Origin of the sequence: Sphingomonas sp. NFX23 (genome assembly GCF_049887795.1) — a bacterium.
GTDB lineage: Bacteria > Pseudomonadota > Alphaproteobacteria > Sphingomonadales > Sphingomonadaceae > Sphingomonas.
Genome location: NZ_JAGEKH010000001.1, coordinates 299,552 through 324,838, shown reverse-complemented (window position 1 = coordinate 324,838; position 25,287 = coordinate 299,552). Strand labels below are relative to the sequence as shown.

Here is a 25,287-nt window from a genome sequence, read left to right as displayed (position 1 = left end):
GTCTTCCCGCGGCGCAACAATTACGCTATGGCGCGCGCCAACCCCGTTCCTCGTTTCAAGAGAATACATTCATGAGCCTCCGCAACGTGGCGATCATTGCGCACGTCGATCACGGCAAGACGACGCTGGTCGACCAGCTCTTCCGCCAGTCCGGCACCTTCCGCGACAACCAGCGCGTCGAAGAGCGCGCAATGGATTCGAACGACCTCGAAAAAGAGCGTGGCATCACCATTCTCGCCAAGCCGACCTCGGTCGACTGGACCCCTCCCGGCGAGTCCGAGAGCATCCGCATCAACATCGTCGACACGCCCGGCCACGCCGATTTCGGCGGCGAAGTCGAGCGCATCCTGTCGATGGTCGACGGCGTCGTCCTGCTGGTCGATTCGTCGGAAGGCGCGATGCCGCAGACCAAGTTCGTCACCGGCAAGGCGCTCGCACTCGGCCTGAAGCCGATCGTCGTCGTCAACAAGGTCGATCGTAACGACGCGCGCATCCAGGAAGTGCTCGACGAAGTGTTCGACCTGTTCGTGTCGCTCGACGCGAACGACGACCAGCTCGACTTCCCCGTGCTCTACGCATCGGGTCGCAACGGCTATGCATCGACCGACATGGACGCGCGCGAAGGCACGCTGATCCCGATGTTCGAGACGATCGTGAAGCACGTGCCGCCGCCCGCCGTGGAAGTCGCCGGCGTGCCGTTCACCTTCCTCGTCACGCTGCTCGACCGCGATCCGTTCCTCGGCCGCGTCCTCACCGGTCGCGTCAATTCGGGTACCGTGAAGACCAACCAGGCGATCCACGCGCTCGATAACGACGGCAAGATCATCGAGACCGGTCGCGCGTCCAAGATCATGTCGTTCCGTGGTCTCGAGCGTGTTCCCGTCGACGAAGCCAAGGCCGGCGACATCATTTCGCTGGCAGGTCTCTCGGTCGCCACGGTTGCCGACACGATTGCCGACATCACGGTGACCGAGCCGCTGCACGCGCAGCCGATCGATCCCCCCACGCTGTCGATGCGTTTTGCCGTCAACGATTCGCCGATGGCGGGCCGCGAGGGCAGCAAAGTGACGAGCCGGATGATCCGCGAGCGCCTGTTCCGCGAAGCCGAGTCGAACGTTGCCGTGAAGGTGACCGAGGCGGCCGACAAGGACAGCTTCGAAGTCGCCGGCCGCGGCGAGCTTCAGTTGGGCGTGCTGATCGAGACGATGCGCCGCGAAGGTTTCGAGCTGGGCATCTCGCGTCCGCGCGTGCTGTTCGGCGAGGACGAGAACGGCAAGAAGACCGAGCCGTACGAGACCGTCATCATCGACGTTGACGAGGAGCATTCGGGCACCGTCGTCGAGAAGATGAACACGCGTAAGGCCGAGCTGACCGACATGCGTCCGTCGACCGGCGGCAAGACCCGCATCACCTTCTCGGCGCCGTCGCGCGGGATGATCGGCTATCATGGCGAGTTCCTGTCCGACACGCGCGGCACGGGGATCATGAACCGGCTGTTCGAGAAGTACGGTCCGCACAAGGGCGCGATCGAGGGCCGCAAGAACGGCGTGCTGATCTCGAACGGTTCGGGCGAGGCGAACAACTACGCACTGGGCCCGCTCGAAGAGCGCGGCATCCTGTTCGTGGGCCACGGCGAGGCGCTCTATGAGGGCATGATCGTCGGCGAGAACGCCAAGCCGGACGACCTCGAGGTCAACCCGATGAAGACCAAGGCGCTGACCAACTTCCGCGCGTCGGGCGGCAAGGACGACCAGGTCCGCCTGTCCCCGCCGAAGCGCGCGACGCTGGAGCAGGCGATCGCGTACATCGACGACGACGAGATGGTCGAAGTCACGCCAAAGTCGATCCGCCTGCGCAAGCGCTTCCTGGATGCGAACGAGCGCAAGCGCGCTAGCCGGGCTAAGCAGAGCGCCTGAGGCCAGCGAAGGCGAAGCCGGCTGAGCCTCAGGCGCTCGGCCGGCCTCGCTCAAGCGAGGTCCGACGACGCGGCTTTGCCGTGTCGCGCTGGGCGAGAAATGCAGAAGGGCCGGGGGGAAACCTCCGGCCCTTTTCTTTGTGCGAGAAAGCCCGAGGGCAGCATTCAAGCTGGCGGCAACGCGAGCGGTCAGGACTCAATAGGTGCACCACCCCGGCGAAGGCCGGGGCCCAGGTGGAAAGGTCGCAGTAACTGAGCGCTGCCCTGCGTTAGCGACGTCCCCCAACTGGACCCCGGCCTTCGCCGGGGAGGTGCCTGCTGCTAGGACTTAGGACGTTCCCAAATTCCTCTACCATCGGGAGAGGAAGAGACGCCAAAGGCGGCGAAGGTGAGGGCACGGAGCGCTACCGCCCACTGCCCCCACCCTCAAGCAGCGGTAATCCGCCCACCTCGCGCCAACATCTCCCCACTCGTAACGATCACCCGATCCCCAAGCTTAACCTGCTCGAAAATCAGCTTCGCAAACGCAGTCGGCACCCCAACGCACCCATGCGTAGCGTACTTCCCATCCATCAACGCGCTGCCGTGGATCGAAACCCCATCATTGGTCAGCCGCATCATGTACGGCATCGGCGCCCCGTACAGGTTCGACACATGATGCGCGTCCTTCTGCGTGATTTTGAACACGCCAAGCGGGGTAGGCTTCTCATCCGCGCCATAGATCACGGCCGCCGTCCCGATCTCGTACCCGCCGCGAAAGATCGACAAGGTCTGCGCCACCAGGTCGACCGTGATCACGATCGGCCCCTGGGGCACACCCTCGGTATCCCAGTAATACGCGCCATGCCGCAAAGGCTCGGGCACGTTCAGCACCCGCTTCACGACATACGCATCGGCCGGGTCCTCCGCAGCGACCGCAACCGGCTTCGGCGTCGCTTTCGCAACCGGCCCGGCGATCCGAGCCACCCGAGCAGGCGCCTCGACCGCCCGTACCTTCACCGGCGACCCGGACAAGGCCAGTCCACCGATCAGCACCGCACTCCCGCCGAGCACGGCAAAGGCGATCGCTCGCGTCGTCATCATCCTGCGCATCGCCGCACCTTATCCGATATTCGTAAACATTGCCCCGCAAGCGCACCGCCAGCCGTGTCCCCGCACGGGACCACCTCCGCCAGCTATACCGTGGGTTAACAAGCCGTTCCGAACCAGTTCAGGCCGAATCGCCTAAATCCTGAAACACGGTCGGACACTTATGCGTTTGTCCCAAGCGGACCGGGCGTAACTAGTAACGGAGTTCGGAAGAGATGAACGGATTTTTCAAGAAAGCAGGCCTCGGCGTAGCACTCGCCGCAACGGCTCTGACGGCAGCAGCACCAGCCGACGCGCAGCGTTGGGGGCGCGGTGGTTATGGGCGCGGCTACGGCGGCGGCTGGCACGGCCATCGTGGCGGCGGCAATGCGGCCGGCGCAGCAGTGCTCGGCGGCATCCTCGGCCTAGGTGTAGGTGCGGCGATCGCCAGCAGCAACAACCGCAATCGGTACTATGACCGCGGGTACTACAACGGCGGCTATTACGCGCAGCCACCGGTGGCGTATTACAGCCCGCCGGTGCGCACCTACTACCGCGAGGATTACCGCCCGCGGTGCTGGAACGAGTGGCGCGTCGACCCCTATTACGGCGACCGGGTCGCGGTGCAGGTTTGCAGCTGATCCGATCATGAGATCGCGGAGAGGCGTCGGGAGCAATCCCGGCGCCTCTTTTGCGTCCGGTGCCTTTTTTCTGGCGCGCCCCCAGTGCTTGCCGCTAGACGCGCGACCATGACCGACACGCCAAACACCCCCGAGACCGAAGCCGCCGCCACCCCGGCCGCAACCGGCGACACGCCCCCCGATCGCCTGTCGATCAACCAGCGCAGCCCGTTCTTCCAGCAGGACCTGCTCGAACGCGGCATCGGCATCCGCTTCAAGGACAAGGTCCGCCACGACGTCGAGGAATATTGCATCTCGGAAGGCTGGATCCGAGTCGCGCTCGGCAAGAAGGTCGACCGCAACGGCAACCCGCTGACGCTGAAGCTGGTCGGGCCGGTGGAAGCCTGGTTCGAGCGTCCGGCAGCGGGCGCGGACACCGACGAGGGCTGAGCCAAATAGGTTTGGCGCTTATTTCCCAAAACGTGGAAAGCATGTTTCCCCGCGAAGGCGGGGACCCAGACTGGGCTCCCGCCTTCGCGGGAGAACATAGAAGCGCGAACCGTTGCTGAGTTACTGGCGCGCTGGAATACGGCTGCCCCCTCACAAATCCCGTCACCCCAGCGAAAGCTGGGGTATCCCGCTTGGCGGATGGTGCGACCCGAATGGAGAGATCCCAGCTTTCGCTGGGATGACGGCGATGGCGAGGGACGTTACGCGGGGCGGGGGGCCTTAAGCCTCCACCCCCTCCAGCGCCTCGCTAGCCTCGAGCCACTTCGCCTCGCTAGCCTCGAGCTTCGCATGCACCTCGGCGCGACGCTTGCTCAGATCCCCCATCGACATCCGCGAAAACCGCGGCTCCGCATTGGCCGGATCGACCATCGCGCGGTCCAGAGCATTACGCTCCTTGGTGAACTTCGCGGTCTGCTCCTCGATCTCGCGCAGAGCCTTCCGAAGCGCCGCATCGTTGCTCTTCGCCTCGGCCGCCGCCTTCTTCCCGGCCTTCTTGTCCGCCTTCGACGCCGCATCGCCCTTGCCGCCGTCGCCCTTCAGGACGAACGCGATGTAATCGTCGAGGCTGCCGTCAAATTCCTTCGCCGTCCCGTCATCGACCAGCACAAGCCGATCCGCGGTCAGCTCCAGCATATGCCGGTCATGGCTGACCAGCACCACGGCGCCGGTATAGGCGTTAAGCGCCTGCACGAGCGCCTCACGCGCATCGACGTCGAGATGGTTGGTAGGCTCATCGAGGATCAGCAGATGCGGCGCATCGCGCGTGATCAGCGCCAGCGCCAGACGCGCCCGCTCGCCACCAGACAGCTTGCCGACCCGCGTCGTCGCCTTGTCGCCGGAGAAGCCGAACCGCCCCAGCTGCGCGCGCACCGCAGCCGGCGTCGCGCCCTTCATCAGATACGACATGTGCTCGATCGGCGAGTCGGTCGGATCGAGTTCCTCGACCTGATACTGCGTGAAATACCCGACCTTCATCTTGCCCGACGACGACATCTCGCCATCCATCGGCGTCAGCTGCGCCGCCAGCAGCCGCGCGAGCGTGGTCTTGCCGTTGCCGTTGCGGCCGAGCAGCGCGACCCGGTCGTCGGGATCGAGCCGCATGTTGAGCCGCTTCAGGATCGGCACGTCGGCATAGCCCACCGTCGCCATGTCGAGCGTGATCAACGGCGGACGCAGCTCGGTCGGGTTGGGGAAGCCGAACGACAGCGTCGGATCGTTGTAGCTCTCGGCGATCGGCTGCATCTTCGACAGCATCTTCTGCCGCGACTGCGCCTGCTTCGCGGTCGACGCACGCGCGGAGTTCTTGGCGATATATTCCTGCAGCTTCTCGCGCTGCACCGCTTGGTTGGCGCGTGCCGCCTCGATCTGCGCGAGTCGCTCGGCGCGCTGTCGCTCGAACGCGTCGTAGCCGCCCGGATACAGCGTGATCTTGCCGCCCTGCAGATGCAGGATGTGATCGACCACGTTGTTGAGGAAATCGCGCTCGTGGCTGACCACCACGATCGTCGCCTTGTAGCCCTTGAGGAAGTCCTCGAGCCACATCACCGCCTCGAGATCGAGATGGTTCGAAGGCTCGTCGAGCAGCAGCAGGTCCGGCTGCGAGAACAGCAGCGCGGCGAGCGCCACACGCATCTTCCAGCCACCCGAAAAGCTGTCGAGCGTCCGTGCCTGCATGTCCTCGTCGAAGCCGAGGCCGAGCAGGATCTGCGCGGCGCGCGCGGGCGCGGTATAGGCGTCGATCGCGATCAGCCGCTCGTATACGTCGCCGAGCCGGTCGGGATCCTCGCTCGTCTCGCTTTCGATCATCAGCGCGGCGCGCTCCAGATCGGCTTCGAGCACAGTCTCGAACGGGGTCTTCACGCCGTGCGGCGCTTCCTGCGCGAGGTAGCCGATGCGGGCGCCCTTCGGCATGTCGGCCGAGCCGTCGTCGGGCTCCAACTGTCCCGCGATCACGCGCACCATCGTCGACTTGCCCGCGCCGTTGCGCCCGATCAGCCCGACGCGCGAGCCGGGCGGCAACGCAGCGGTGGCGCCATCGAGGATAACGCGTCCGCCCAGGCGCACCGTGATATTGTTCAGGTTCAGCATGGCCGTGCCGTTAGCAGATGCAGCATGGTTTTGCGAGGGGAGGGGCAGGGGGAGTTTGCCGGCCGGTCCCTGGTCGATGCGCTCTCGATCCTCCCCCGCCAGGGGGAGGTGACGCCGAAGGCGACGGAGGGGGAGGACCACGCAACAGACGTTTCGCATGCCTCCCCCTCCGTCTGGCAAGCGCCAGCCACCTCCCCCTTGCGGGGGAGGATCAGATTGCCGATCCGTTCTCTATATAAGCCACCACCCCGGCGAAGGCCGGGGCCCAGTTGGAAAGGTGGTCGTAACGAAGCGCGGTTCGCAGTTGGCGACGTCCCCCAACTGGGCCCCGGCCTTCGCCGGGGTGGTGCAGGTATTGGAATACGGAGTCTCTAAAACTCCCTTCCCTTTAGGGGAGGGCTGGGGTGGGGCTTGTCCGCGAACGTGTCGCTCGGGGCAGTGCGCCACCCCGACCCTCCCCTGAAGGGGAGGGAGCTATCAGGTTTCGTCCGACACTACCGCATCGTCCCCGGTACCACTGCCGATCATCGCAGCCGCCCGCCCACCAACGTGAACTCGCACTCCGGAAACCAACCGCGTCTGCACAACCGCCGCACCCGCAATCGCCGGACCAGAACGCAACACACCCCGGTGCACCGTCACCCCATGCGGAGCATCGGCCGGCTCCGCACTCGATTCCGCAACGTCGTCCCGATTGCCATAATGCACCGAAACCCCAGCAACCTGCGCCGCAACCGCCGCCACGCCACCACCGCTCGCTAAACCCACACCCCGAACCCCAGGCTCGACCCCGGCATAAGCCTGCCGAAACGTCAGAGCCCGCTCCAACGCCCCCTGCCAGCGATAGAACACGTGCGCCCCAACCGTCGTAATCCGCGCAAGGCTCGACGCCCACCACGGCAAAATGCTCGTCGTATGAAACGACGTCGCCGCCCCGACCGGCGCATACACGCTCCCCCCAAGCGCCGCGCTCGCCACCGCCCGTGCCCGATCCCAGGCCCCCGGCTCCCGCGCCCGGTTCATCGAACCGTCGCAGGTAAAGCTGAACTGGCACCCGGTCCGCCGCTCGGCCCCCTGGTACACGACTCCGCAAACGCTGTTCGGAAAAGCCCGGTCGCGCACCCGGTTCAACACCACCTGCGCCACCGCCCGCTGCCCATCCTCCGACTGCGACCGCGCTTCATAGTACACCGCCGCCGTCAGGCACTCGGCTGCTCGGCTCGCGTCATCGACAGAGTTCGAAGTCAAAAACGGCGGAGCAACGAACGGCGCCGCAGCGGCAGACAGCGCATCGGGTGCGGCCGTCGCGATCTTTGCGGAGATGTCATCCGGCACATGTAACGCCATTCGGCTCAGCAAGGCTCGCGAGTTCCGCTCGGGCTGGACCCGGGCGATCGCCGCCGGCCGATCCGCCGGCACGCACGACGTCGCCATCACCAGAGCGGGCAGGCTGATCAGCGCATGGGGATAAAGGCCGTAACCCGACGTCTTCATCCCCCCGCTCTAGGCCGCGGGGTTTAGGGACTGGTTAATGGCCACGGGAAACGGGGGAAGCGCCCGCTAAGGGAGCTCCCCCGTCATCCCGACGAAATCGGGACCTCGATCGGCAAGGACGGACGTGGAAGAGCACGCTCCCGAAAGCCGCCCCGACCACACCCCCGCGTCCGTCATCCTGACGAACGTCACGATCCAGATTAACGAGCGTGCCCTCAGTGACTCTGGATCCTGACGTTCGTCAGGATGACGGGGACGCGGCTAGGACGACGGCTCGAACTCAGTGAACGAACCGCGCCACCACATCGCGATACGACCGCGAAACCTTCACGCTCGCACCAGAATTCAACACCAGGAAGCATTCCCCGTTGGTATGCGGCTTGACCTGCTTCACCAGATCCAGGTTCACGATCGTCGAGCGATGCACGCGCTGGAACCGCCGCGGATCCAGCCGCTTCTCCAGATCCTTCATCGTCTCGCGCAAGATCAGCGTATTATCGCCGGTATAGATGCACATATAATCGCCGGCCGCATCGATCCGCTCGATCGTGTCCACATCGACGCGGAAGATCTGCCCGCGATCCTTGATGTTGATAAGCTTCTCGAACCGGTTCGCCGACACCGCATCGCCGTCCGGCATATCCGCCGCCGCATCCGGCGCGACATCGGCGAGCACTTCGCGCAACCGATCCACTTCCTCGACGCCGCGTTTTTCCGACAGACGCTGCCGAACCCGCTCGATCGTATCGGCCAACCGCGATTCCTCGACCGGCTTCATCAGATAATCGACCGCCTGCGCCTCGAACGCGCGCAACGCGTGGTCCGAATACGCGGTCACGAACACGAACAGCGGCGGCTCGACCTCCATCAGGCCCTGCACGACGGAGAACCCGTCGAACCCCGGCATCTGGATATCGAGGAAGACGAGGTCGGGCTTGTGCGTCTTGATCGCGCGAATCGCCTCGCGGCCGTTCGAGCATTTTTCGATGATCTCGACGTCTTCATGGGCCTGGAGTCGGAGTTCCAGCCCCTGGATCGCCAGCGGCTCGTCGTCGACGAGAATGGTACGGATGGTCATGCGGCCTCTCTGTTCACGTCTTCAAGCTGATACGGAATCTCGATCTCGACCGAGAAGCCGCCAGCGGGCGTGGAGCGGGTTTCGAAACGGTGGTCGGGCCCATATGCCTGAGCCAACCTGTCTCTAATATTAGCGAGCCCCACGCCTGTGGATTGGCTTGAACCGATCCGGCCCTCGATCAAGCCCGGACCGGTATCGGATACGGCGATCTGCACGCGTTCCCCGGCGAGCCGCACTTCGACGCAGATTTCGGCGCCTTCCTCCTGCGGCGTAACGGCATATTTTATCGCGTTTTCGACCAGCGGTTGCAGCAGCAGCGACGGTAGGCGCGCGCGTTCGGCGCGCGGATCGATGTCGAACTTGGGCCGCATCCGATCCTCGAAGCGCATCTTCTCGATCTCCAGATACAGCTTCAGCTGGTCCACCTCCTGCGCGACGGTGACATGCGCGGTCGGCTCGTTCGCCAGCGTATAGCGCAGGAACGACGACAGCCGGCTGAGCATCGCGTTCGCCCGCTCGGTCTGCTTGAGCAGCACCAAGGTCGAGATCGAGTTCAGCGTGTTGAATAGGAAATGCGGGTTGAGCTGGTACCGCAGCATCGCCAGCTGCGCCGACGACGCCTGGTTCTCCAGATGCTCCATCTGGTCGATCTGCTGCTCGACGATCAGGTAGAAGTTGATCCCGAAATACAGCGCCGACCACCCGAACAGCACCGTGAACGTGACGTACACCGACCCGAGCAGCCGCGTGAGAGTCACCCCCGGCGTCGCGGTCGCGATGAACGAGAAGGTGAATGCGTCAAGCACCGCGTACAGGAACGTCGCGGCGGCGAGCGTCGCGATCGTCAGGAAAATGCCGACAAGCCGGTTCATCCGCCGATACTGGCCGTACATCGTCGAGAGCAGCAGCGTGATGCAATATCCGACGATCGCCTCGACGATCACCGGGATCACCCCGTCGAGCGACAGCCCGTTCGAGATCGACACCACGCCGCGCAGCAGCAGATATCCGCTCCACCCGACCGCCTGGAGTATCCAGAACGCCCGCGCCTTGTTCTCGAAAAACGGCCGCGCCGTGAAGGGCAAGCGCCGGGTCGAGTTCAAGGCGGACGAGCCGGGGGGCGGGACGGAAGAATTAGCCATTGGCCCACCGTCTTACACGCCGCGCAAGGCACACGCAAAAGCCGAACGGTTTGGTCGGGCGCTAGGCCGCCAAACGAAAAAGTCCGCCGCATCCCGAAGGAAGCGGCGGCCAATTCGACCGACTAGTTCAGTTATATTTTAGAAGCCGAAGTGCACCGATCCGATGAACGTACGCGGTGCACCGAAGGTGAAGCGCGGGTTGTTCGATGCAACGGTGTTCGTGCTCAGGTTGCCGAAGTAGCGCTCGTTCAGCAGGTTCGACACGTTCAGCTGGAAGAACGTGTTGTCCAGGCCGAACCGCTTCATGTCGAAGCGCGCATCGAGATCGACGATCGTGTAGCCCGCCGACTTCAGATCGTTGACGTCGGTGACCCAGCGGCTGCCGGTACGCTTGACCTGCACGCCGACCGAGACCGGCTCGAACGACACCTGCGCACGACCGCCATACTGCCACTCAGGCGTCTCGACGACGAACTTGCCCTTCGTTGCGACGATGATCGCACCCGTGATTGGATCGGTCGCGTCGTTCTTCAGTTCCGAGTCGAGGTACGAGACGAACCCGTAGACCGAGATGTGCTTGATCGGCTGGATGCCGAGGCTGGCATCGATGCCCTTGCTCTCGACCTTGCCGACGTTGCGATCGAGGCTCTGCGTGCCGCCACCCTCGAGCTGCACCGTCGAGCTGATGATGCGGTTCTTGTACGAGATGTACCAGGCTGCGACCTGCGCCTGGATGATCCGCGAGCTATAGCGAAGGCCAAGATCGAACGAGTCGGTCTTTTCCGGCTTCACTTCGGCGACCGGCGCGATCTTCACGTCGTCGAACGAGTAGAGGTTGTCGGTCTTGGGAACCGAGACGCCCTTCGCATAGCTGCCGAACATGCCGAGATGATCGAAGATGTTGTAGGTGAAGCCGACGTTCGGAAGCACCGCGTCATAGGCCTTGATGCGGTTCTTGTACGGGAGGCCAAACCCAGCAGTAGCGGGCGTTGCGCCAACCTGTGCCGCGGTCTGCGAGGTGCAGTATGCGTCGCTCGAGTTGCCGGGGATGGTGTAGCAATAGTTCGACAGGTTGCGACGGAAGAACGGTGCGCGGACACCGAGCGTCAGGTCCAGCTTGTCTTCGAAGAACGTGCCGCGATACTCGCCCGAAACCTGGTGGAGGATCGCGTAGGACAGACGGTTGCGCTTGTTCAAAACGTTCCCGGCGGCATCGTTGACCGCATAGGGACCTTCGCCGTCCAGAGCGCTGAACACTTCATAGGGGCGGCCAAACGGATCGAGCAAGCTAGCTTCGCCGGTCTGGCGGTGACGGGCGCGATCCCAGGTGTAGGCGAGGCGGACCGCGTTATGCGAGTCGAACTCGTAGCGCAGATTGGCGATCGCGGTGAAACGCTGCGTGCGCGTGTTCGATGGCCAGTAAACGCGGACAAAATCGAGCTGGTCGCCATCGCCGTTCAGATCCGCACCCGCTGCGATCCCGGCGCCGACGCGCTGATACTGCTGCGCATAGGTGCCGTTGGCGGTCGTCGCCCCGGCATTGCTCTCGGCCATCAGCGTCGATCCGCCGCCGTTCGCGCGCGTGAAGCTGTACGCACCGTCGAACGTGAAGGTCAGCTTGTCGGTGATGCCGAAGCGCGAATTGACACGGACGTTGCCCGTGTTCGACGGGTTGATCGCGGTGCCGGCGACATTGTTGCACGAGTTACGATCGTTCTGCACCGTGCCGCGAACGCCGGCAGCCGATGCCAGGTTGCAGCTGCGGTCGTACAGATACGTGGGCGACGTGTCGTCGAACACATAATCGTACTGCGAATTGCTCAGGTCGAGCGTGTACGGGTTTGCAGCCGTGATCGCCGTGGCGGCTGGGATGGTCGTTCCGCCAGCGGCGAGCCGGGTGCGGATGTTCGCGATCGTCGGGTTGCTGTACGAGCTGTTGCGGTTCTGGTTGTAATGCGCTGCGATCGAGATGAAGTCGCGGCCGCTGCCGATCGGCTGGTAAATCTTGCCGTTGAACTGCTGCTTGTTGATCTTCCCGTAGCCACGGAACTGGTCATAGGTCTGCGTGCTGGCCGACAGCCATGCCTTGGTGCCGAACGACGTGAAGGTACCAGTGTTCAGCAGCACGAACGCACGGTTCATGTCGTTCGTGCCGTGCGAGAATGCGCCAGCCGCGCTGATCTTGTCGGTCGGCGTGAGCGAACGGTAGTTGACCGTACCGCCCGAAGCGCTGGCGGTGGGCGAGTCAACGTCGGTGGCGCCGAAGTTGACGTTGACCTCCTGGATCAATTCCGGGTCGAGCTGCTGGTTCGAATAGATCGAATAGTTGCCCGAATCGTTGAGCGGGATACCGTCAAACGTCAGCGAAACGCGGTCACCACTGAAACCGCGAATACGCAACTGGCCACCCGAACCGCCGTAAGGGTCGCTGTTGGTAAAGCTGACGCCAGGGACGAGGTTGATCGTATCGAGGATGGACTGGCCCGGCGTGCGACGCTCGATGAGTTCCTGCGTCAGAACGGCCTTGGCTTTGGGCGTATCGGGCGTCTGGATACCGTTGACGCTTGGCGTGCCGCGCTGGCCGCTGACGACGATTTCTGGGTTTTCTGCTTCGATCGTGGCGGTCGACTGAGCGAAGGCTGCAGCCGGAATCATGAGCGCGGCGAAAGCAACGCCGCAAGCAAGCATGGTACGCATCTGAATAATGTCCCCTTAGAGCCCGTAGCTCTGGATGTCGGCTTTCCCACCGGACATCCGTGCCCCTGCACGCCGGATATTTCGGTTCTGTGACATTGGCGAGTCGGTAAGTGTCACAGACGCACTCCGTCATGGTGCGTTGCAAAAAAGCCACGCAATCGAACCCTTTCGGGGCAGTTGGAACCAATACCGAGAGTGTGGGCCGCGCCTAGCTGGCGGCGACGATCGCGGCCCATTCGGCTTCGGTGATCACCCGGATGCCGAGGTCGGTGGCTTTCTTGAGCTTCGATCCTGCGCCGGGGCCGGCGATGACTAGGCCGGTCTTGCTCGAAACCGACGCGGCAACGCGGGCACCGAGCGCTTCCGCCTGCGCCTTCGCCTCGTCGCGGCTCAGCGTTTCGAGGCTGCCGGTGAAGACCAGGATCTGGCCCGTCACCGGCGACTCGCGCGTCTCGTGTACGACGTCCGCGGGCTTCACTTCGCGCAACAGGTCGAACACGACTCGGCGGTTGTGCGGCTCGGCGCAGAAGCCGACGAGTGCGCTCGCGACCTCGGGGCCGATCCCCGCGGTCTCGATCGCGCCGACCAGCAGCTTGTCGCGGCGGAGCACGAATTTCCGCTCGGGTTCGCCGATGACCGGTTCGATCTGGCCGCGCAGGAACACCGCGTGACGGAGCACCGTGCCGAGCGCGCGTGCGGACACATAGCGTCGCGCAAGGTCTCGTGCGGTAATCTCGCCGACGTGGCGGATGCCGAGCGAGAACAGGAAGCGGTCGAGCGGGATCGTCCGCTTGGTCTCGATCGCCGCGATCACCTTGGCCGCCCAGACGCGCCCGTCCTTCTTGCGCGCGGCGAGTTGCTCCTCGGTCAGGCGGAAGATGTCGGCGGGCGATTCGATCAGCCCGTCGCGGAAGAACGCCTCGATCAGCGTCTGGCCGAGGCCGCCGATGTCGAACGCATGGCGCGACGCGAAGTGGATCAGCCGCTCGACTCGCTGCGCCGGGCAGATCAGTCCGCCGGTGCAGCGATAGACGACCTCGCCTTCCTCGCGTTCGGCCGCCGACCCGCATTCGGGGCAGACATGCGGAAAGACATACGCTTCGCGCTTGGCGTCCGGGGTCAGGTTCTCGACGATCTGCGGGATCACGTCGCCGGCGCGCTGGACGAGCACGCGGTCGCCCGGCCGCACGCCCAATCGCTCGATCTCGTCGGCATTGTGGAGGGTCGCGTTGGTCACGACGACGCCGCCGACGGTGACGGGGGACAGCCGCGCGACCGGGGTCATCGCACCGGTCCGGCCGACCTGGATGTCGATCTTCTCGAGTAAAGTCTGCGCACGCTCGGCGGGGAATTTGTGCGCGATCGCCCAGCGTGGTGCCTTGGCGACCTGACCCAGCCGCGCCTGCCAGTCGAGCCGGTCGACCTTGTAGACCACGCCGTCGATGTCGAACGGCAGGTCGGCGCGCTCGGCTTCGATCTTGCGGTACACGTCGAGCGCCGCGGCCGTTCCTTCGACCCGCGCGAACCCTTCGGCGATCGGGAAGCCCCAGCCGCGCAACGTGTCGACGACTTCGGCCTGCGTTTCGCCCGGCACGACGCTCGCCTCGCCCCAGCCATGCGCGAGGAACCGCAGCGTCCGGCTTGCGGTGACGCTCGCGTCCTTCTGGCGCAGCGATCCGGCGGCGGCATTGCGCGGGTTGGCGAACTGTCGCGCGTCCTTGCCGGTCTCCTTGGCCTCGGCGAGCAGGCGCGCGTTCAAGGCGGCGAAGTCGTCCTTCGCCATATACACCTCGCCGCGAACCTCGAAGACTGCGGGCGCTTCGCCGTTCAACTGTTGAGGAATGTCGCCGATGGTCCGGACGTTGGCGGTAACGTCCTCGCCGACCTGGCCATCGCCACGGGTCAACGCCTGCACCAGCCGCCCGTCCTCATACCGCAACGAGCACGACAGCCCGTCGATCTTCGGCTCCGCGGTCAGCGCGACCGGTTCGTCGTCCGCCAGCTTCAGGAACCGGCGCACGCGCGCGACGAACTCCTCGACCTCATCGTCCGCAAACGCGTTGTCGAGGCTCATCATCGCCTTGGCATGCGCGACTTTCGCGAGGTGTCCCGCGGGTGCAGCACCGACCGTCCGGCTCGGCGAATCGCTCCGCACCGTAGCCGGAAACGCTGCTTCAACCGCCGCATTGCGCCGCACCAGCGCATCATACTCGGCATCGCTGATCTCGGGCGCGTCGTCGGTGTGATAGCGCGCGTTATGATACGCGATCAGCGCGGCGAGCGTCTCCAGCTCGGCGGCGGCTTCGGTTTCGGTCGCGGGAAGGTCTGACATCGCGCCGGGTTAGGGGAGGGGGCCACCTTTCGACAAGACCTCGATCAACATGGCGTGAACATTCGCCCGAGTTGCGCGCTGACATCCCAAGGCATTTTCAGGGAAACATGATCATGACAGACACCAGCCGTCGAGACCTCTTCAAGGGCGCCGCCGTCACCGGCCTCGCCGCCGCCGCCGCACCCGCCTTCGCGCAAGGTGCTGCTCCACTCGCCGATCCGAAGACCAAATATCCTTCGCAACCGTTCCCCGAACAGCGCCAGAAATGGCCCGCGCTCCAGCGCAACATGCACCCCGTTCCCGATTGCGGGGAGGCAAGCTATCGCGGGTCTGGGCGCCTGGCCGGTCGCAAGGCACTCGTCACCGGCGGCGATTCGGGGATCGGTCGTGCCGCCGTCATCGCGTTCTCGCGCGAAGGCGCCGACGTCGCGATCAACTATTACCCGACCGAGGAACCCGACGCGCAGGACGTCGCCAAGCTACTCCGCGCGGAAGGGCGCAAAGTCGTCCTGATCCCCGGCGACCTGACCGATGCGAAATTCTGCAACGACCTGATCGCGCGCGCCAATCGCGAGCTTGGCGGGCTCGACATCCTCGTCAACAACGCGGCCTATCAGCAGTCGAAGGACTCGATCGCCGAGATCAGCTTCGAGCAGTTCGATCGCACCATGAAGACGAACGTCTACGCGATGTTCCACCTCTGCAAGGCGGCGATCCCGCTGATGAAGCCAGGCGCCTCGATCATCAACACCGCGTCGGTCAATTCGGTCAGCCCGGAGAAGGAGCTGCTCGACTACGCCTCGACCAAGGGCGCGATCCTGATCTTCACCAAGGCGCTCGCCAAACAGCTCGCCAAGCAGGGCATCCGCGTCAACGCGGTAGGGCCGGGCCCGATCTGGACGCCGTTGCAGGTCGCGGGCGGGCAATTGCCGGGCAAGATGGGCGAATTCGGGCAGGATACGCCACTCGGTCGCGCCGGTCAGCCGGCCGAACTGGCGGGCCTCTACGTTGCGCTGGCGGACCCGAGCGACAGCTACACCACCGGCAGCTTCTTCGGCGCGAACGGCGGCACCGGCGCGTCCTGAATTCGCCCATCACCCCGGCGAAGGCCGGGGGCCAGTTGGCAAGGTCGTTGTAAGGGAGCACCGTGTTCCCCAGCTAAACTTTCCCAACTGGGCCCGGGCCTTCGCCGGGGTGGGATCGGGGGGTGCGATGAAAACAGCAGTTACGATCATCGCCATAGTCTTTGCCGCGCCCGCTGCCGCCCAGCAGACTCACGTCTCCCCTGAGCCCGCCCCGGCGATCGGCTATGACTGGAACGACGATTCGTCCGCGGACGACCGTGTCCAGCAATCGCTATGGCCGCGCTCCGACGCCAGTGCCGCCGGGCTCGGCGACATGATCCACGCTGAACAGGCGCCGGTCCGTGCGGTGATCCACGAAGACGGCGATTTCGGCAGCCGGGCGCTGCACGGCCTGCGCAAAGTCGGCGGCGATTACATCGTCGTGCCGGTGCTGAAGATCCACTTGGGTCACCCGCGACAGGCGATGCCCTGAGATCAGCCTTTCGCGGCACCGTTCTCCCGCGAACGCGGGAGCCCAGGGTCAAGGACGCTGTGGGTGGTATCCTGGGCCCCCGCCTTCGCGGGGGAACAAGACCGGTGGTAAATCCATCTGAACCTGAGCGCGTTAAGCCCGCTCGAGCAACCGCTCCGCCTGAGCCCGCGCTTCATCCGTAATCTGCGCGCCCGACAGCATCCGCGCGATCTCTTCCCGCCGCTCGTCCTCGCTCAAGGCCCGCACGCCGGTCCGGGTGACCGTGCCGTCGCTGCTCTTGGCGATCAGCAGATGCTTCGCCCCCCGCGCCGCGACCTGCGGGCTGTGCGTCACCACCAGCAGCTGCGTGCTCAATGCCAACCGCGCGAGTCGTTCGCCGATCGCGCTCGCCACCGCCCCACCGACGCCGCGGTCGATCTCGTCGAACACCATCGTCGACGCGCCGCCCTCTTCCGCCAACGCCACCTTCAGCGCGAGGATGAAGCGCGACAACTCGCCGCCCGACGCGATCTTGGTCAGCGCCGCGAACGGCGCACCGGGATTGGTCGAGATCTCGAACTCGACCCTGTCCTTGCCCGCCGCCGACCAGCCCTCTTCACCCAGCGGCGCGACCACCGTCTGGAACCGCGCCGCGTCCAGCTTCAACGGCGCCAACTCACCCGCAACCGCCACGTCGAGCCGCTTTGCCGCAGCCAGCCGCCGCTTCGTCAAAGCATCGGACGCCGTATCGAACGCCTTCCGCGCAGACGCCACCCGCGCCTCGATCTTCGCGATCCCGCCTTCGCCGGCATCGAGCCGCTCCAGCCGCGCGCGCATCTCGTCCGCCAGCGCTGCAAGATCATCCGGCTGCACGCGGTGCTTGCGCGCCATCGCCCGAAGCTCGAACAACCGCGCCTCGTCATCCTCCAGCGCGCGCGGATCATACGCCATGTCCGCCCGCGCATCGCGCAGGCTCTCCTCAGCAACCGACGCCTCGATCACCGCGCGATCGACCGCCGCCAACGCATTGCCGAGCGCGACATGATCTTCAGCGATCCGCTCGAGCACACGCGCGGCTTGGCGCAGCTTTGCCATCCCGCCGTCCTTGCCCTCGAGGAAATCGTCGATCGCCGCCAGGTCGTCCGCGATCTTCTCCGCGCGCTGCATCGACCGCCGCGTATCTGCCAGCGTCTCCTCCTCGCCGGCGACTGGCGCCAGTGCAGTCAGCTCTGCAACCGTATGCTCAAGCCATTCGCGATCCCGCGCCGCCGTCTCGATATCCGCCCGCGCAGCCGCTAACTCGGCTTCGGCCGCACGGAAACCCGCATACGCCTTGCCCGTAGCCCCAAGCTCGGTCCGCCCGAAAATATCCAGCAACGCCCGGTGCCCGCGCGCATTCAGCAACCCGCGCTCGTCATGCTGCCCGTGGATCTCGACCAGATGCGGCGCCATCTCGCGCAGCAGCCCCGCCGAAGCTGGCTGGTCGTTGACGAAGCCACGACTGCCGCCGTCCGCCTTGACGATGCGCTTCACGATCAACGGCTCGCCGTGCTCGATCTCCAGCCCGTTCTCGTCGAACAACAGCGCGAGTGGCGACTCGGGGGCAGGGGCATCGAACGTCGCGGTCACCACCGCCTGCGCCGCGCCGTGCCGGACCAGCCCGCTGTCGCCACGTCCGCCCAGCGCCAGCCCCAGTGCATCCAGCAGGATCGACTTGCCCGCGCCGGTCTCGCCGGTCAGCACGCCTAGCCCTTCGCCGAATCCCAGATCCAGCGCCTCGATGAGCACCACGTCGCGAATGGAAAGATCGGTCAGCATTCCGCGCGTCTTAGACGATCCGCACGCGAAGTTGATCCCCCATTGTTCTCACGCCCGGGTTCTCATGGCGTATTCCCTGATCAGTTGCCGGGGCCGGTCCGCGTCGCGCTGCCCGGACCGACGGGTGCGGGGCTGGAAACGCTGCCCGCGCCCGTGCCACCGGTGTTGCCGTTCGCCTTGGGAAGCTCCAGCGCCCCGGTACCCGGCGTCCCTGCGGTTCCTGTCGGCACGACTGCCTCACCCGGTGCCAGCGGTGCAATCGGCTTTACCGGATGGTCCTGCATCAGCTTGTAGGCGTGATCATACCAGTCGGTGCCCGGATAGTTGCGACCCAGCACCGCGGCGGCCTTCTCGGCCTCGATCGGCACGCCGAGCTGCAGATACGTCTCGGTCAGCCGCATCAGCGCCTCGGGCGTGTGCGTGGTCTGCTGGAACTTGTCGATCACGGTGCGGAACCGGCCGTTCGCTGCGAGCCACTGGCCGCGCGTCTCGTAGAACCGCCCGATCTCCATCTCCTTGCCGGCGAGATGGTCGTTGACCAGATCGATCTTCAGCCGGGCATCCGATGCGTAACGCGTGTTCGGATACCGCCGCATCAGCTCGCCGAGCGAATCGAGCGCCTGCCGCGTGATCTTCTGGTCGCGCGTTACGTCGGTGATCTGCTCGTAATAGCCGAGTGCGATCAGGTAATAGGCATAGGGCGCGTCGCGGTTACCCGGATGCACCGCGAGGAAACGCTGCGCCGAGCTGATCGACGCGGTGTAGTCCTTCGCGAGATAATAGCTGAACGCCGACATGATCTGCGCACGGCGCGCCCAGATCGAATAGGGATGCTGGCGCTCGACCTCGTCGAACAGCTGTGCCGCCTCCTTGTAGCGCCCCTGGTCGAGCCGCGCCTTGGCGGTCGAGTACAGCGTGCCCACGTCGCGCGCGACGTAAGGAAGGTCGCCCTTGGCGGAACGACCCGCACAACCGGCCATGGGGAGCGCAAGCGCTGCGATGAGCGTGACAGCAAAGGCACGCGACATGCTCGGAAGGGACTGGGGGATACGCATCGGCGTTGTCCTTAGCGTATGCGGGGCTTCGCGAACAATCCCTTTCGCCACCCCCGTTCGGCGCCTGAATACCGGCCCTGCGGTTGTCGACCATGGGGGCTTTCCGTGAGCCGGATCACACGGCAATAGTCGTGCGTTGCCGACCCGTCATTCCAGTCGAGGATATCCCATGCCCGCCACCCTGCTGCACACCCACCGCGTCGAGAAGCCCTGGGGTCGCGACACGCTCTGGCCCGGGTTCGAGGATGCCGCCCCCGGCACGCCGCCGATCGGCGAAGTCTGGTTCCAGGAGCCCGGCAACACCACGCCGGACCTGCTGATCAAATACCTGTTCACCAGCGAGAAGCTGTCGGTCCAGGTTCATCCCAACGACGAACAGGCACACGCCCGCGGCCTGCCGCGCGGCAAGGACGAGTGCTGGACGGTCCTCGCCGCCGAGCCGACCTCGACGATCGCGGTCGGCACGAAGCAGCCGATCTCGAAGGACGAACTCCGGCAGTCGGCGATCGACGGCACGATCGAGGACAAGCTCGACTGGAAGCCAGTCAAGCCGGGCGACTTCATGTACTGCGCGTCGGACACGATCCACGCGATCGGCGGCGGCCTGACCGTGATCGAGGTCCAGCAGAACTCCGAGACCACCTACCGCCTCTACGATTACGGCAGCGACCGCGAGCTTCACCTCAAGGACGGCATCGAAGTCGCCGACCCCACGCCCTACGTCCCCGTCGCGCCGCCGATCGAAGTCGAGACCGGCCGCACGATCATGGTCGAAGGCCCCAAGTTCGTGCTCGAGCGCTGGAAGGGCGGCGACCACGTCGTCAACCTGCCCGAAGGCACAACCGGCTGGGTGATCCCGATCACCGGCTCGGGCGATGTCGCAGGCGTCGCGTTCAAGGCTGGTGAGTGTGCGACGATGACGGGCACCGAAACGGTCTCGACGAGCGCGGATGCCGACGTGCTGTTCGCGTATCCGCTGGCGAAGCGAATCTGAGCAACACCTTCACCTCCCACCTCCTTGTTCTCCCGCGAAGGCGGGAGCCCAGTCTGGGTCCCCGCCTTCGCGGGGAAACAATGTAATCGAGGGCAACCACTCCTCATATGAACACCACCCCGGCGAAGGCCGGGGCCCAGGTGGAAAGGTGGCAATAATGGAGAACTACGCTCCGTTAGCTACGTCCCCCAACTGGGCCCCGGCCTCCGCCGGGGTGGCGTCTTGTGAGCAAGTTCGCGTTCCACGACATCGAGCCCCCAAACTCACCCCACATTAACCCGCCCCCTGTAACCCCCAAACCATGCTCCGCATCCTAACCCTCTCCACCCTGTTCCCGGATGCGACCCGCCCCAATTTCGGCGTCTTCGTCGAACGCCAGACGCTCGGCCTCGCCGCGCACCCCGACGTTTCATTGCAAGCGGTAGCACCGATAGGCCTCCCCCCGGGCCCGCTCCGCCGCCTCGGCCACTACGCGGCCCTCGCCACGCTCCCGACGCACGAACGCTGGAAGGGCATCGACCTCCACCGCCCGCGCTTCACCGTCCGCCCGTTCCTCCAGGGCCGCCACCACGCCGCAGCGTTGCAGCGCGCGCTCATCCCCGTCCTCGACACGATCCGCGAAGACTTCGCGTTCGATGTCATCGACGCCTCGTTCTTCTTCCCCGACGGCCCCGCCGCGGTCGCACTCGGCAAGCGCTACGGCGTCCCCGTCTCGATCAAGGCGCGCGGGTCCGACATCCACATCTGGGGCAACGCGCCCGCCACCGCCGCGCAGGTCCGCGACGCAGGCTGCAACGCCGCGGGCATGCTCGCCGTCAGCGCCGCGATGAAGGTCGACATGGTCGCGATGGGATTGCCCGCCGACCGCATCCGCGTCCATCACACCGGCGTCGACCAGGACCGCTTCCACCCCGTCGACCGCGCCGCCGCCAAGGCAGCGCTCGGCGTAGCGGGCCCGCTAGTCGTCTCGGTCGGCGCGCTGATCCCACGCAAGGGCCACGACATCGTCATCGACGCGGCCGCCGCGCTCCCCGGCGTCACGCTCCTGATCGCAGGGCAGGGCCCCGCGCGATCGACACTGGAAGCACAGATCGCGCGACTCGGCGTAGCCGACCGCATCCGCCTGCTCGGCGCCGTGCCGCACGCCGAAATCCCGAAGCTGATCGCCGCTGCCGATGTCAGCGCGCTTGCCTCCGAGTCCGAAGGCCTCGCCAACGCCTGGGTCGAATCGCTCGCCTGCGGTACCCCGATCGTCATCACCGACGCCGGCGGCGCGCATGACGTGGTGACATCCCCCGAAGCTGGCCGCGTCACGATTGGCGACTCGCTAGCGTTCGCCGCCGCGATCGGCGCCCTACTGGCCGATCCGCCGTCGCCCCAGGCGACGCGCGCCACAGTCGCCAGCTTCACCTGGGAAGCCAACACCGCCGCGCTCTACGAGCATTTGGCGACGCTAGCCGCGAATCACCGAATCTAGAATCCTCCCCCGCCAGGGGGAGGTGGCACCGAAGGTGACGGAGGGGGAGGAACTCGCAACGACCGTTGCCCTTTCCTCCCCCTCCGTCTGGCAAGCGCCAGCCACCTCCCCCTGGCGGGGAAGGATCAGCAGTCTCAGCTCACCCCTCGAGCGGGTACAGCGCCGCCACGATCCAGCGACCTTCGCCGCGCAGAACCGCCCAAGCCCGAGCGGCAGCACGGCTATCCATGGCCTCGATCCCGAACCCCCGTGCCTCGACCGCCTTCTTGAACGCAAGCGGCGGCTGACGCAGCGCGGAACCGGTACCCAGCAACAGGAACTCCGGCGGCGGATCGAGCGCCAGCAACGCCGCCACATCCGTCGCGCTCAGCGTCTCGAACGCCGGCGGCTCCCAGCCATCCGCGCGCTCGGGACTGATCGACAAAGCGGTATAATAGCCGTCGTCGACCTTGAACCCGGCCCGACCGATTGCCGAGATCATCGGCCCATCAGTCTTCTCGCGGTCCATCCTCATGACGTGATCAACGCTCGACCTTCGGGCCAACCCGCTCGGCACCGTCCTGCACGCCGCCCTTGCGCGGAGCAGGATCGGCCCGCAGCCCCAGCGTGATCAGCAGCGACGACGACACGTAGATCGACGAATACGTGCCGACGACGATGCCCAGGATCATCGCCGCGGTGAACCCGCGCAGCACGTGGCCGCCCAGCACCAGCATCGCGACCAGCGCGAGCAGGATCGTCACCGACGTCATCACCGTACGTGGCAGCGTCTCGTTCACCGACAGGTCGGTGATCTCGCGCATGTCCATCTTCCGATAGCGGCGCATATTCTCGCGGATACGGTCGTCGATGACGATCTTGTCGTTGATCGAGTAGGAGATGATCGTCAGCACCGCCGCGACGATGTTCAGGTCGAACTCGAACTGCGTCAGCGCGAAGAAGCCGAGCGTCATCAACAGATCGTGGACGATCGCGACGACGGTCGACACGCCGAACTGCCACTCGAACCGGACCACCGCGAACAGCGCGATGCCGAGGATCGCGAGGCCGACCGCGAGCAGACCCTTGCTGATCAGCTCGTCCGAGACCTTGCCCGAGATCGTGTCGTACTTGGAGAACGTTGCGCCGGGGAACTTCACGGCGAGGTCGTCCGACACCTTCTTGACGAGGCGGTTGGTAGCACCTTCGTCGCCGGCGGGCACGGGCAGGCGGATCGACAGCGTCTTGGGATCGCTGAACGACTGGATCGAGGCTTCGCCGACGCCGAGCCGATCGACTTCGGTACGGACCGCGTCGATCGACGGCGGGGTCGCGAACTTCTCCTCGATCAGGACGCCGCCGACGAAGTCGACGCCCATGTTGAGGCCCTTCGTCACGACGAGGCCGACCGCGAGCAGGGACAGTAGCAGGGTCAGCCCGAACGCCCATTTGCGGAGCGAGACGAACTTCAGGTTCGTGTTGTCGGGTACGAGTTTCAGCAGGCGCATGGTTATCTCCCGCCTCAAATATTGATCGTGGTGGGGCGGTTCTTCCGCAGCCACAGCGCGACCATCATCCGCGTGAACGTGACGGCGGTGAACACCGACGTGCAGATCCCGATCAGCAGCACGACCGCAAAGCCCTTCACCGGACCCGAGCCGAGCAGCAGCATGATCACGCCGGTGATGGCGTGCGTCACATTGGCCTCGAAGATCGTCCGCGATGCTTCCTTGTAGCCGAGCTCGACCGACTGGACGACGCTACGCCCGCGTCGCCGCTCCTCGCGGATACGCTCGTTGATCAGCACGTTGGCATCCACCGCGGTACCGATCGTCAGCACGAACCCGGCGATACCGGGCAACGTCAGCGTCGCGTTCAGCATCGCCATGACCGCGACGATGACCAGGATGTTGATGACCACCGCGAGGTTAGCATACAGCCCGAACCGCCCGTAGGTGACGAACATGAACACGATCACGAGCAGTGCGGCGACGATCGATGCCAGCACGCCGGCGCGGATCGAATCCTTGCCGAGATCGGGGCTGACGGTGCTCTCGGCGATGGTCTTCAAATTGACCGGCAGCTTGCCCGACCGCAGCGAGATCGCCAGCGCGTTCGCCGACTCGACGGTGAAGTTGCCCGAGATCGACGCACGACCGCCAAGGATCGGCTCGTTGATGTTCGGCGCGGAGATCACCGAATTGTCGAGGATGATCGCGAACGGCTTGTTGGTGTTCTCGGTCGTGACCTTGGCGAAGCGACGGCCACCGACCGCGTCGAACGTGATCGCCACCTGCGGCGCGTTGGTCTGCGGTTCGAACTCCTGGCGCGCATCGGCGAGCTGGTCGCCCGAGATGATCACCGAACGCTTGACCGCGATGAACGGCACGCCGCGCGGATTACCCGGATACGGCAGCACCTGGCTGCCGACCGGGGCGATCCCCTTGACCAGATCGGCCGGGTTCGCGGTCTCGTCGACCAGCTTGAACTCGAGCTTGGCGGTCTTGCCGATCAGCTCCTTCAGCGCCTGCGGGTTCTTCAGCCCCGGCACCTGGACGACGATCCGCGTCGCGCCTTGGCGAACGATCGTCGGCTCCTTGGTCCCGAGCGCGTCGATACGACGACGGACGACTTCGGTCGCGTCCTTCATCGCTGTGTCGACCGCCTGCGTCAGGCCGGCCTGGGTCGGCTTGAGCACGAACCGGCTCGTGTCGACGACGTTGATGTCCCATTCGCGCTGGCCGCTCATCCCGGCGCCGCCGCCGGTGATCGCCAGCAGGCGCTCGCGCGCCGCATCGACCTGCGACGGATCGCGCAGCAGGAAGGTCAGCTGGCCGCCCCGCGTCGAAATGTCGCCGATCTCGATCCGCGGCGTCCCGTTGCGCATCGTCCCCGCGACGCTGTCGCGCATCGCCTCGATCCGCGTCGCGGCGAGGTCGGCGGTATCTGCCTCGAGCAGCAGATAGCTGCCGCCGGCGAGATCGAGCCCGAGGTTGATGTGCGGATGCGGAATCCGCCCCCATTGGCTCGTGGTGCTCTCGGGGAGGAAGCTCGGGATCGCCAGCAGGCACAATGCCGCCAGCAACCCGATGATCGACCCGATTTTCCAGCGCGGGAAGTCGAGCATCAGTCGTTCGCCGGCTTCGTGTTCGGGCTGGTGATGTCGGTCAGCGTCGCCTTGACGACGCGCACGCGGACATTCGGCGCGATCTCGACCTCGACGACATTATCCTCGACCTTGGTCACCTTGCCCAGGATCCCGCCCGACGTCACGACGCTGTCGTTCTTCTTCACCGCAGCGACCGACGCCTGCAGCGCCTTCATGCGCTTTTGCTGCGGACGGATCATCAGGAAATAGAACACGACGAACACGAGGAAGAGCGGCGCGAGGCTCAGGAACGAGGCGATCCCGCCTCCCGCCGTCGTGGCGGCGCCGTCTGCGGCCTGGGCGTATGCTGGTGAGATGAACATGGAGTTCCGTATC

Annotated in this window: 20 protein-coding genes; 7 read left to right on the top strand and 13 right to left on the bottom strand. The window is 65.5% G+C overall.

All coding sequences use genetic code 11. The annotated features are described in order from the left end of the window. Positions 1–71 precede the first annotated feature (71 nt). Complete coding sequence (typA, locus tag J4O76_RS01505; protein ID WP_056051990.1) at positions 72–1,916, top strand: translational GTPase TypA; 1,845 nt, start codon at positions 72–74, stop codon at positions 1,914–1,916. A 425-nt stretch (positions 1,917–2,341) separates the two neighbouring features. On the opposite strand, the gene J4O76_RS01500 is transcribed toward typA, so the two are convergent. Next, the gene (locus J4O76_RS01500) at positions 2,342–3,007 is read right to left on the bottom strand and encodes a L,D-transpeptidase family protein (RefSeq protein ID WP_426279863.1); all 666 of its coding nucleotides are present in this window, start codon (positions 3,005–3,007) and stop codon (positions 2,342–2,344) included. A gap of 212 nt (positions 3,008–3,219) precedes the next feature. Here J4O76_RS01500 and J4O76_RS01495 point away from each other — a divergent pair, with 212 nt between their 5' ends. Next, positions 3,220–3,624, top strand: a complete 405-nt coding sequence (locus J4O76_RS01495; protein ID WP_132737344.1) for a hypothetical protein — start codon at positions 3,220–3,222, stop codon at positions 3,622–3,624. Between the two features lie 108 nt (positions 3,625–3,732). Beyond that, the gene (locus tag J4O76_RS01490) at positions 3,733–4,053 is read left to right on the top strand and encodes a DUF3297 family protein (protein WP_132737347.1); all 321 of its coding nucleotides are present in this window, start codon (positions 3,733–3,735) and stop codon (positions 4,051–4,053) included. Positions 4,054–4,332: 279 nt separating this feature from the next. Here J4O76_RS01490 and J4O76_RS01485 read toward each other — a convergent pair whose 3' ends face one another. The 6 genes from J4O76_RS01485 to ligA all read right to left on the bottom strand — a co-directional run bounded on the left by J4O76_RS01485 (position 4,333) and on the right by ligA (position 14,944). Then, positions 4,333–6,201, bottom strand: a complete 1,869-nt coding sequence (locus J4O76_RS01485) for an ABC-F family ATP-binding cassette domain-containing protein (RefSeq protein ID WP_426279862.1) — start codon at positions 6,199–6,201, stop codon at positions 4,333–4,335. Positions 6,202–6,678: 477 nt separating this feature from the next. Continuing rightward, the gene (locus J4O76_RS01480) at positions 6,679–7,695 is read right to left on the bottom strand and encodes a cell wall hydrolase (protein WP_426279861.1); all 1,017 of its coding nucleotides are present in this window, start codon (positions 7,693–7,695) and stop codon (positions 6,679–6,681) included. A gap of 280 nt (positions 7,696–7,975) precedes the next feature. Beyond that, positions 7,976–8,773: a LytR/AlgR family response regulator transcription factor gene (locus J4O76_RS01475; RefSeq protein WP_031393111.1), complete on the bottom strand. Its 798-nt coding sequence runs from the start codon at positions 8,771–8,773 to the stop codon at positions 7,976–7,978. Then, positions 8,770–9,915: a sensor histidine kinase gene (locus J4O76_RS01470; protein ID WP_082441718.1), complete on the bottom strand. Its 1,146-nt coding sequence runs from the start codon at positions 9,913–9,915 to the stop codon at positions 8,770–8,772. The genes J4O76_RS01475 and J4O76_RS01470 overlap by 4 nt, the downstream gene beginning before the upstream one ends. Positions 9,916–10,053: 138 nt before the next feature. Then, positions 10,054–12,612 carry a TonB-dependent receptor gene (locus J4O76_RS01465; RefSeq protein WP_426279860.1) on the bottom strand — a complete coding sequence of 853 codons (2,559 nt, stop codon included), beginning with the start codon at positions 12,610–12,612 and terminating at the stop codon, positions 10,054–10,056. Positions 12,613–12,820: 208 nt separating this feature from the next. Beyond that, complete coding sequence (gene ligA, locus J4O76_RS01460) at positions 12,821–14,944, bottom strand: NAD-dependent DNA ligase LigA (protein WP_426279859.1); 2,124 nt, start codon at positions 14,942–14,944, stop codon at positions 12,821–12,823. A 113-nt stretch (positions 14,945–15,057) separates the two neighbouring features. Between ligA and J4O76_RS01455 the strand changes: the two genes are divergently transcribed. Both J4O76_RS01455 and J4O76_RS01450 read left to right on the top strand, forming a co-directional pair. After that, the gene (locus tag J4O76_RS01455; RefSeq protein ID WP_133020412.1) at positions 15,058–16,029 is read left to right on the top strand and encodes an SDR family oxidoreductase; all 972 of its coding nucleotides are present in this window, start codon (positions 15,058–15,060) and stop codon (positions 16,027–16,029) included. Between the two features lie 127 nt (positions 16,030–16,156). Beyond that, positions 16,157–16,501: a hypothetical protein gene (locus J4O76_RS01450; protein ID WP_426279858.1), complete on the top strand. Its 345-nt coding sequence runs from the start codon at positions 16,157–16,159 to the stop codon at positions 16,499–16,501. Positions 16,502–16,633: 132 nt separating this feature from the next. Here the strand turns inward: J4O76_RS01450 and recN are convergent, their stop codons facing one another. Continuing rightward, complete coding sequence (recN, locus tag J4O76_RS01445; protein ID WP_426279857.1) at positions 16,634–18,298, bottom strand: DNA repair protein RecN; 1,665 nt, start codon at positions 18,296–18,298, stop codon at positions 16,634–16,636. An 80-nt stretch (positions 18,299–18,378) separates the two neighbouring features. Further along, positions 18,379–19,278: an outer membrane protein assembly factor BamD gene (locus tag J4O76_RS01440; RefSeq protein ID WP_426280390.1), complete on the bottom strand. Its 900-nt coding sequence runs from the start codon at positions 19,276–19,278 to the stop codon at positions 18,379–18,381. A 244-nt stretch (positions 19,279–19,522) separates the two neighbouring features. On the opposite strand from J4O76_RS01440, the gene J4O76_RS01435 reads away from it, so the two are divergent. Further along, positions 19,523–20,347 carry a class I mannose-6-phosphate isomerase gene (locus J4O76_RS01435; RefSeq protein WP_426279856.1) on the top strand — a complete coding sequence of 275 codons (825 nt, stop codon included), beginning with the start codon at positions 19,523–19,525 and terminating at the stop codon, positions 20,345–20,347. Positions 20,348–20,648: 301 nt separating this feature from the next. Then, the gene (locus J4O76_RS01430; RefSeq protein WP_426279855.1) at positions 20,649–21,824 is read left to right on the top strand and encodes a glycosyltransferase; all 1,176 of its coding nucleotides are present in this window, start codon (positions 20,649–20,651) and stop codon (positions 21,822–21,824) included. A gap of 139 nt (positions 21,825–21,963) precedes the next feature. Here J4O76_RS01430 and J4O76_RS01425 read toward each other — a convergent pair whose 3' ends face one another. Genes J4O76_RS01425 through yajC form a run of 4 tightly spaced genes read right to left on the bottom strand, consistent with a single transcriptional unit; the run spans position 21,964 to position 25,274 of the window. After that, on the bottom strand, positions 21,964–22,338 hold the full coding sequence (locus J4O76_RS01425; protein ID WP_426279854.1) for an MTH938/NDUFAF3 family protein: 375 nt from the start codon (positions 22,336–22,338) through the stop codon (positions 21,964–21,966). Between the two features lie 7 nt (positions 22,339–22,345). Then, entirely contained in the window at positions 22,346–23,311 is a 966-nt protein-coding gene (gene secF, locus J4O76_RS01420) for a protein translocase subunit SecF (protein WP_426279853.1), read from the bottom strand. A 14-nt stretch (positions 23,312–23,325) separates the two neighbouring features. Continuing rightward, entirely contained in the window at positions 23,326–24,930 is a 1,605-nt protein-coding gene (gene secD, locus J4O76_RS01415; RefSeq protein ID WP_107954621.1) for a protein translocase subunit SecD, read from the bottom strand. Then, positions 24,930–25,274, bottom strand: coding sequence for a preprotein translocase subunit YajC (yajC, locus tag J4O76_RS01410; RefSeq protein WP_056066746.1), 345 nt, complete (start codon positions 25,272–25,274; stop codon positions 24,930–24,932). The genes secD and yajC overlap by 1 nt, the downstream gene beginning before the upstream one ends. Positions 25,275–25,287 lie beyond the last annotated feature (13 nt).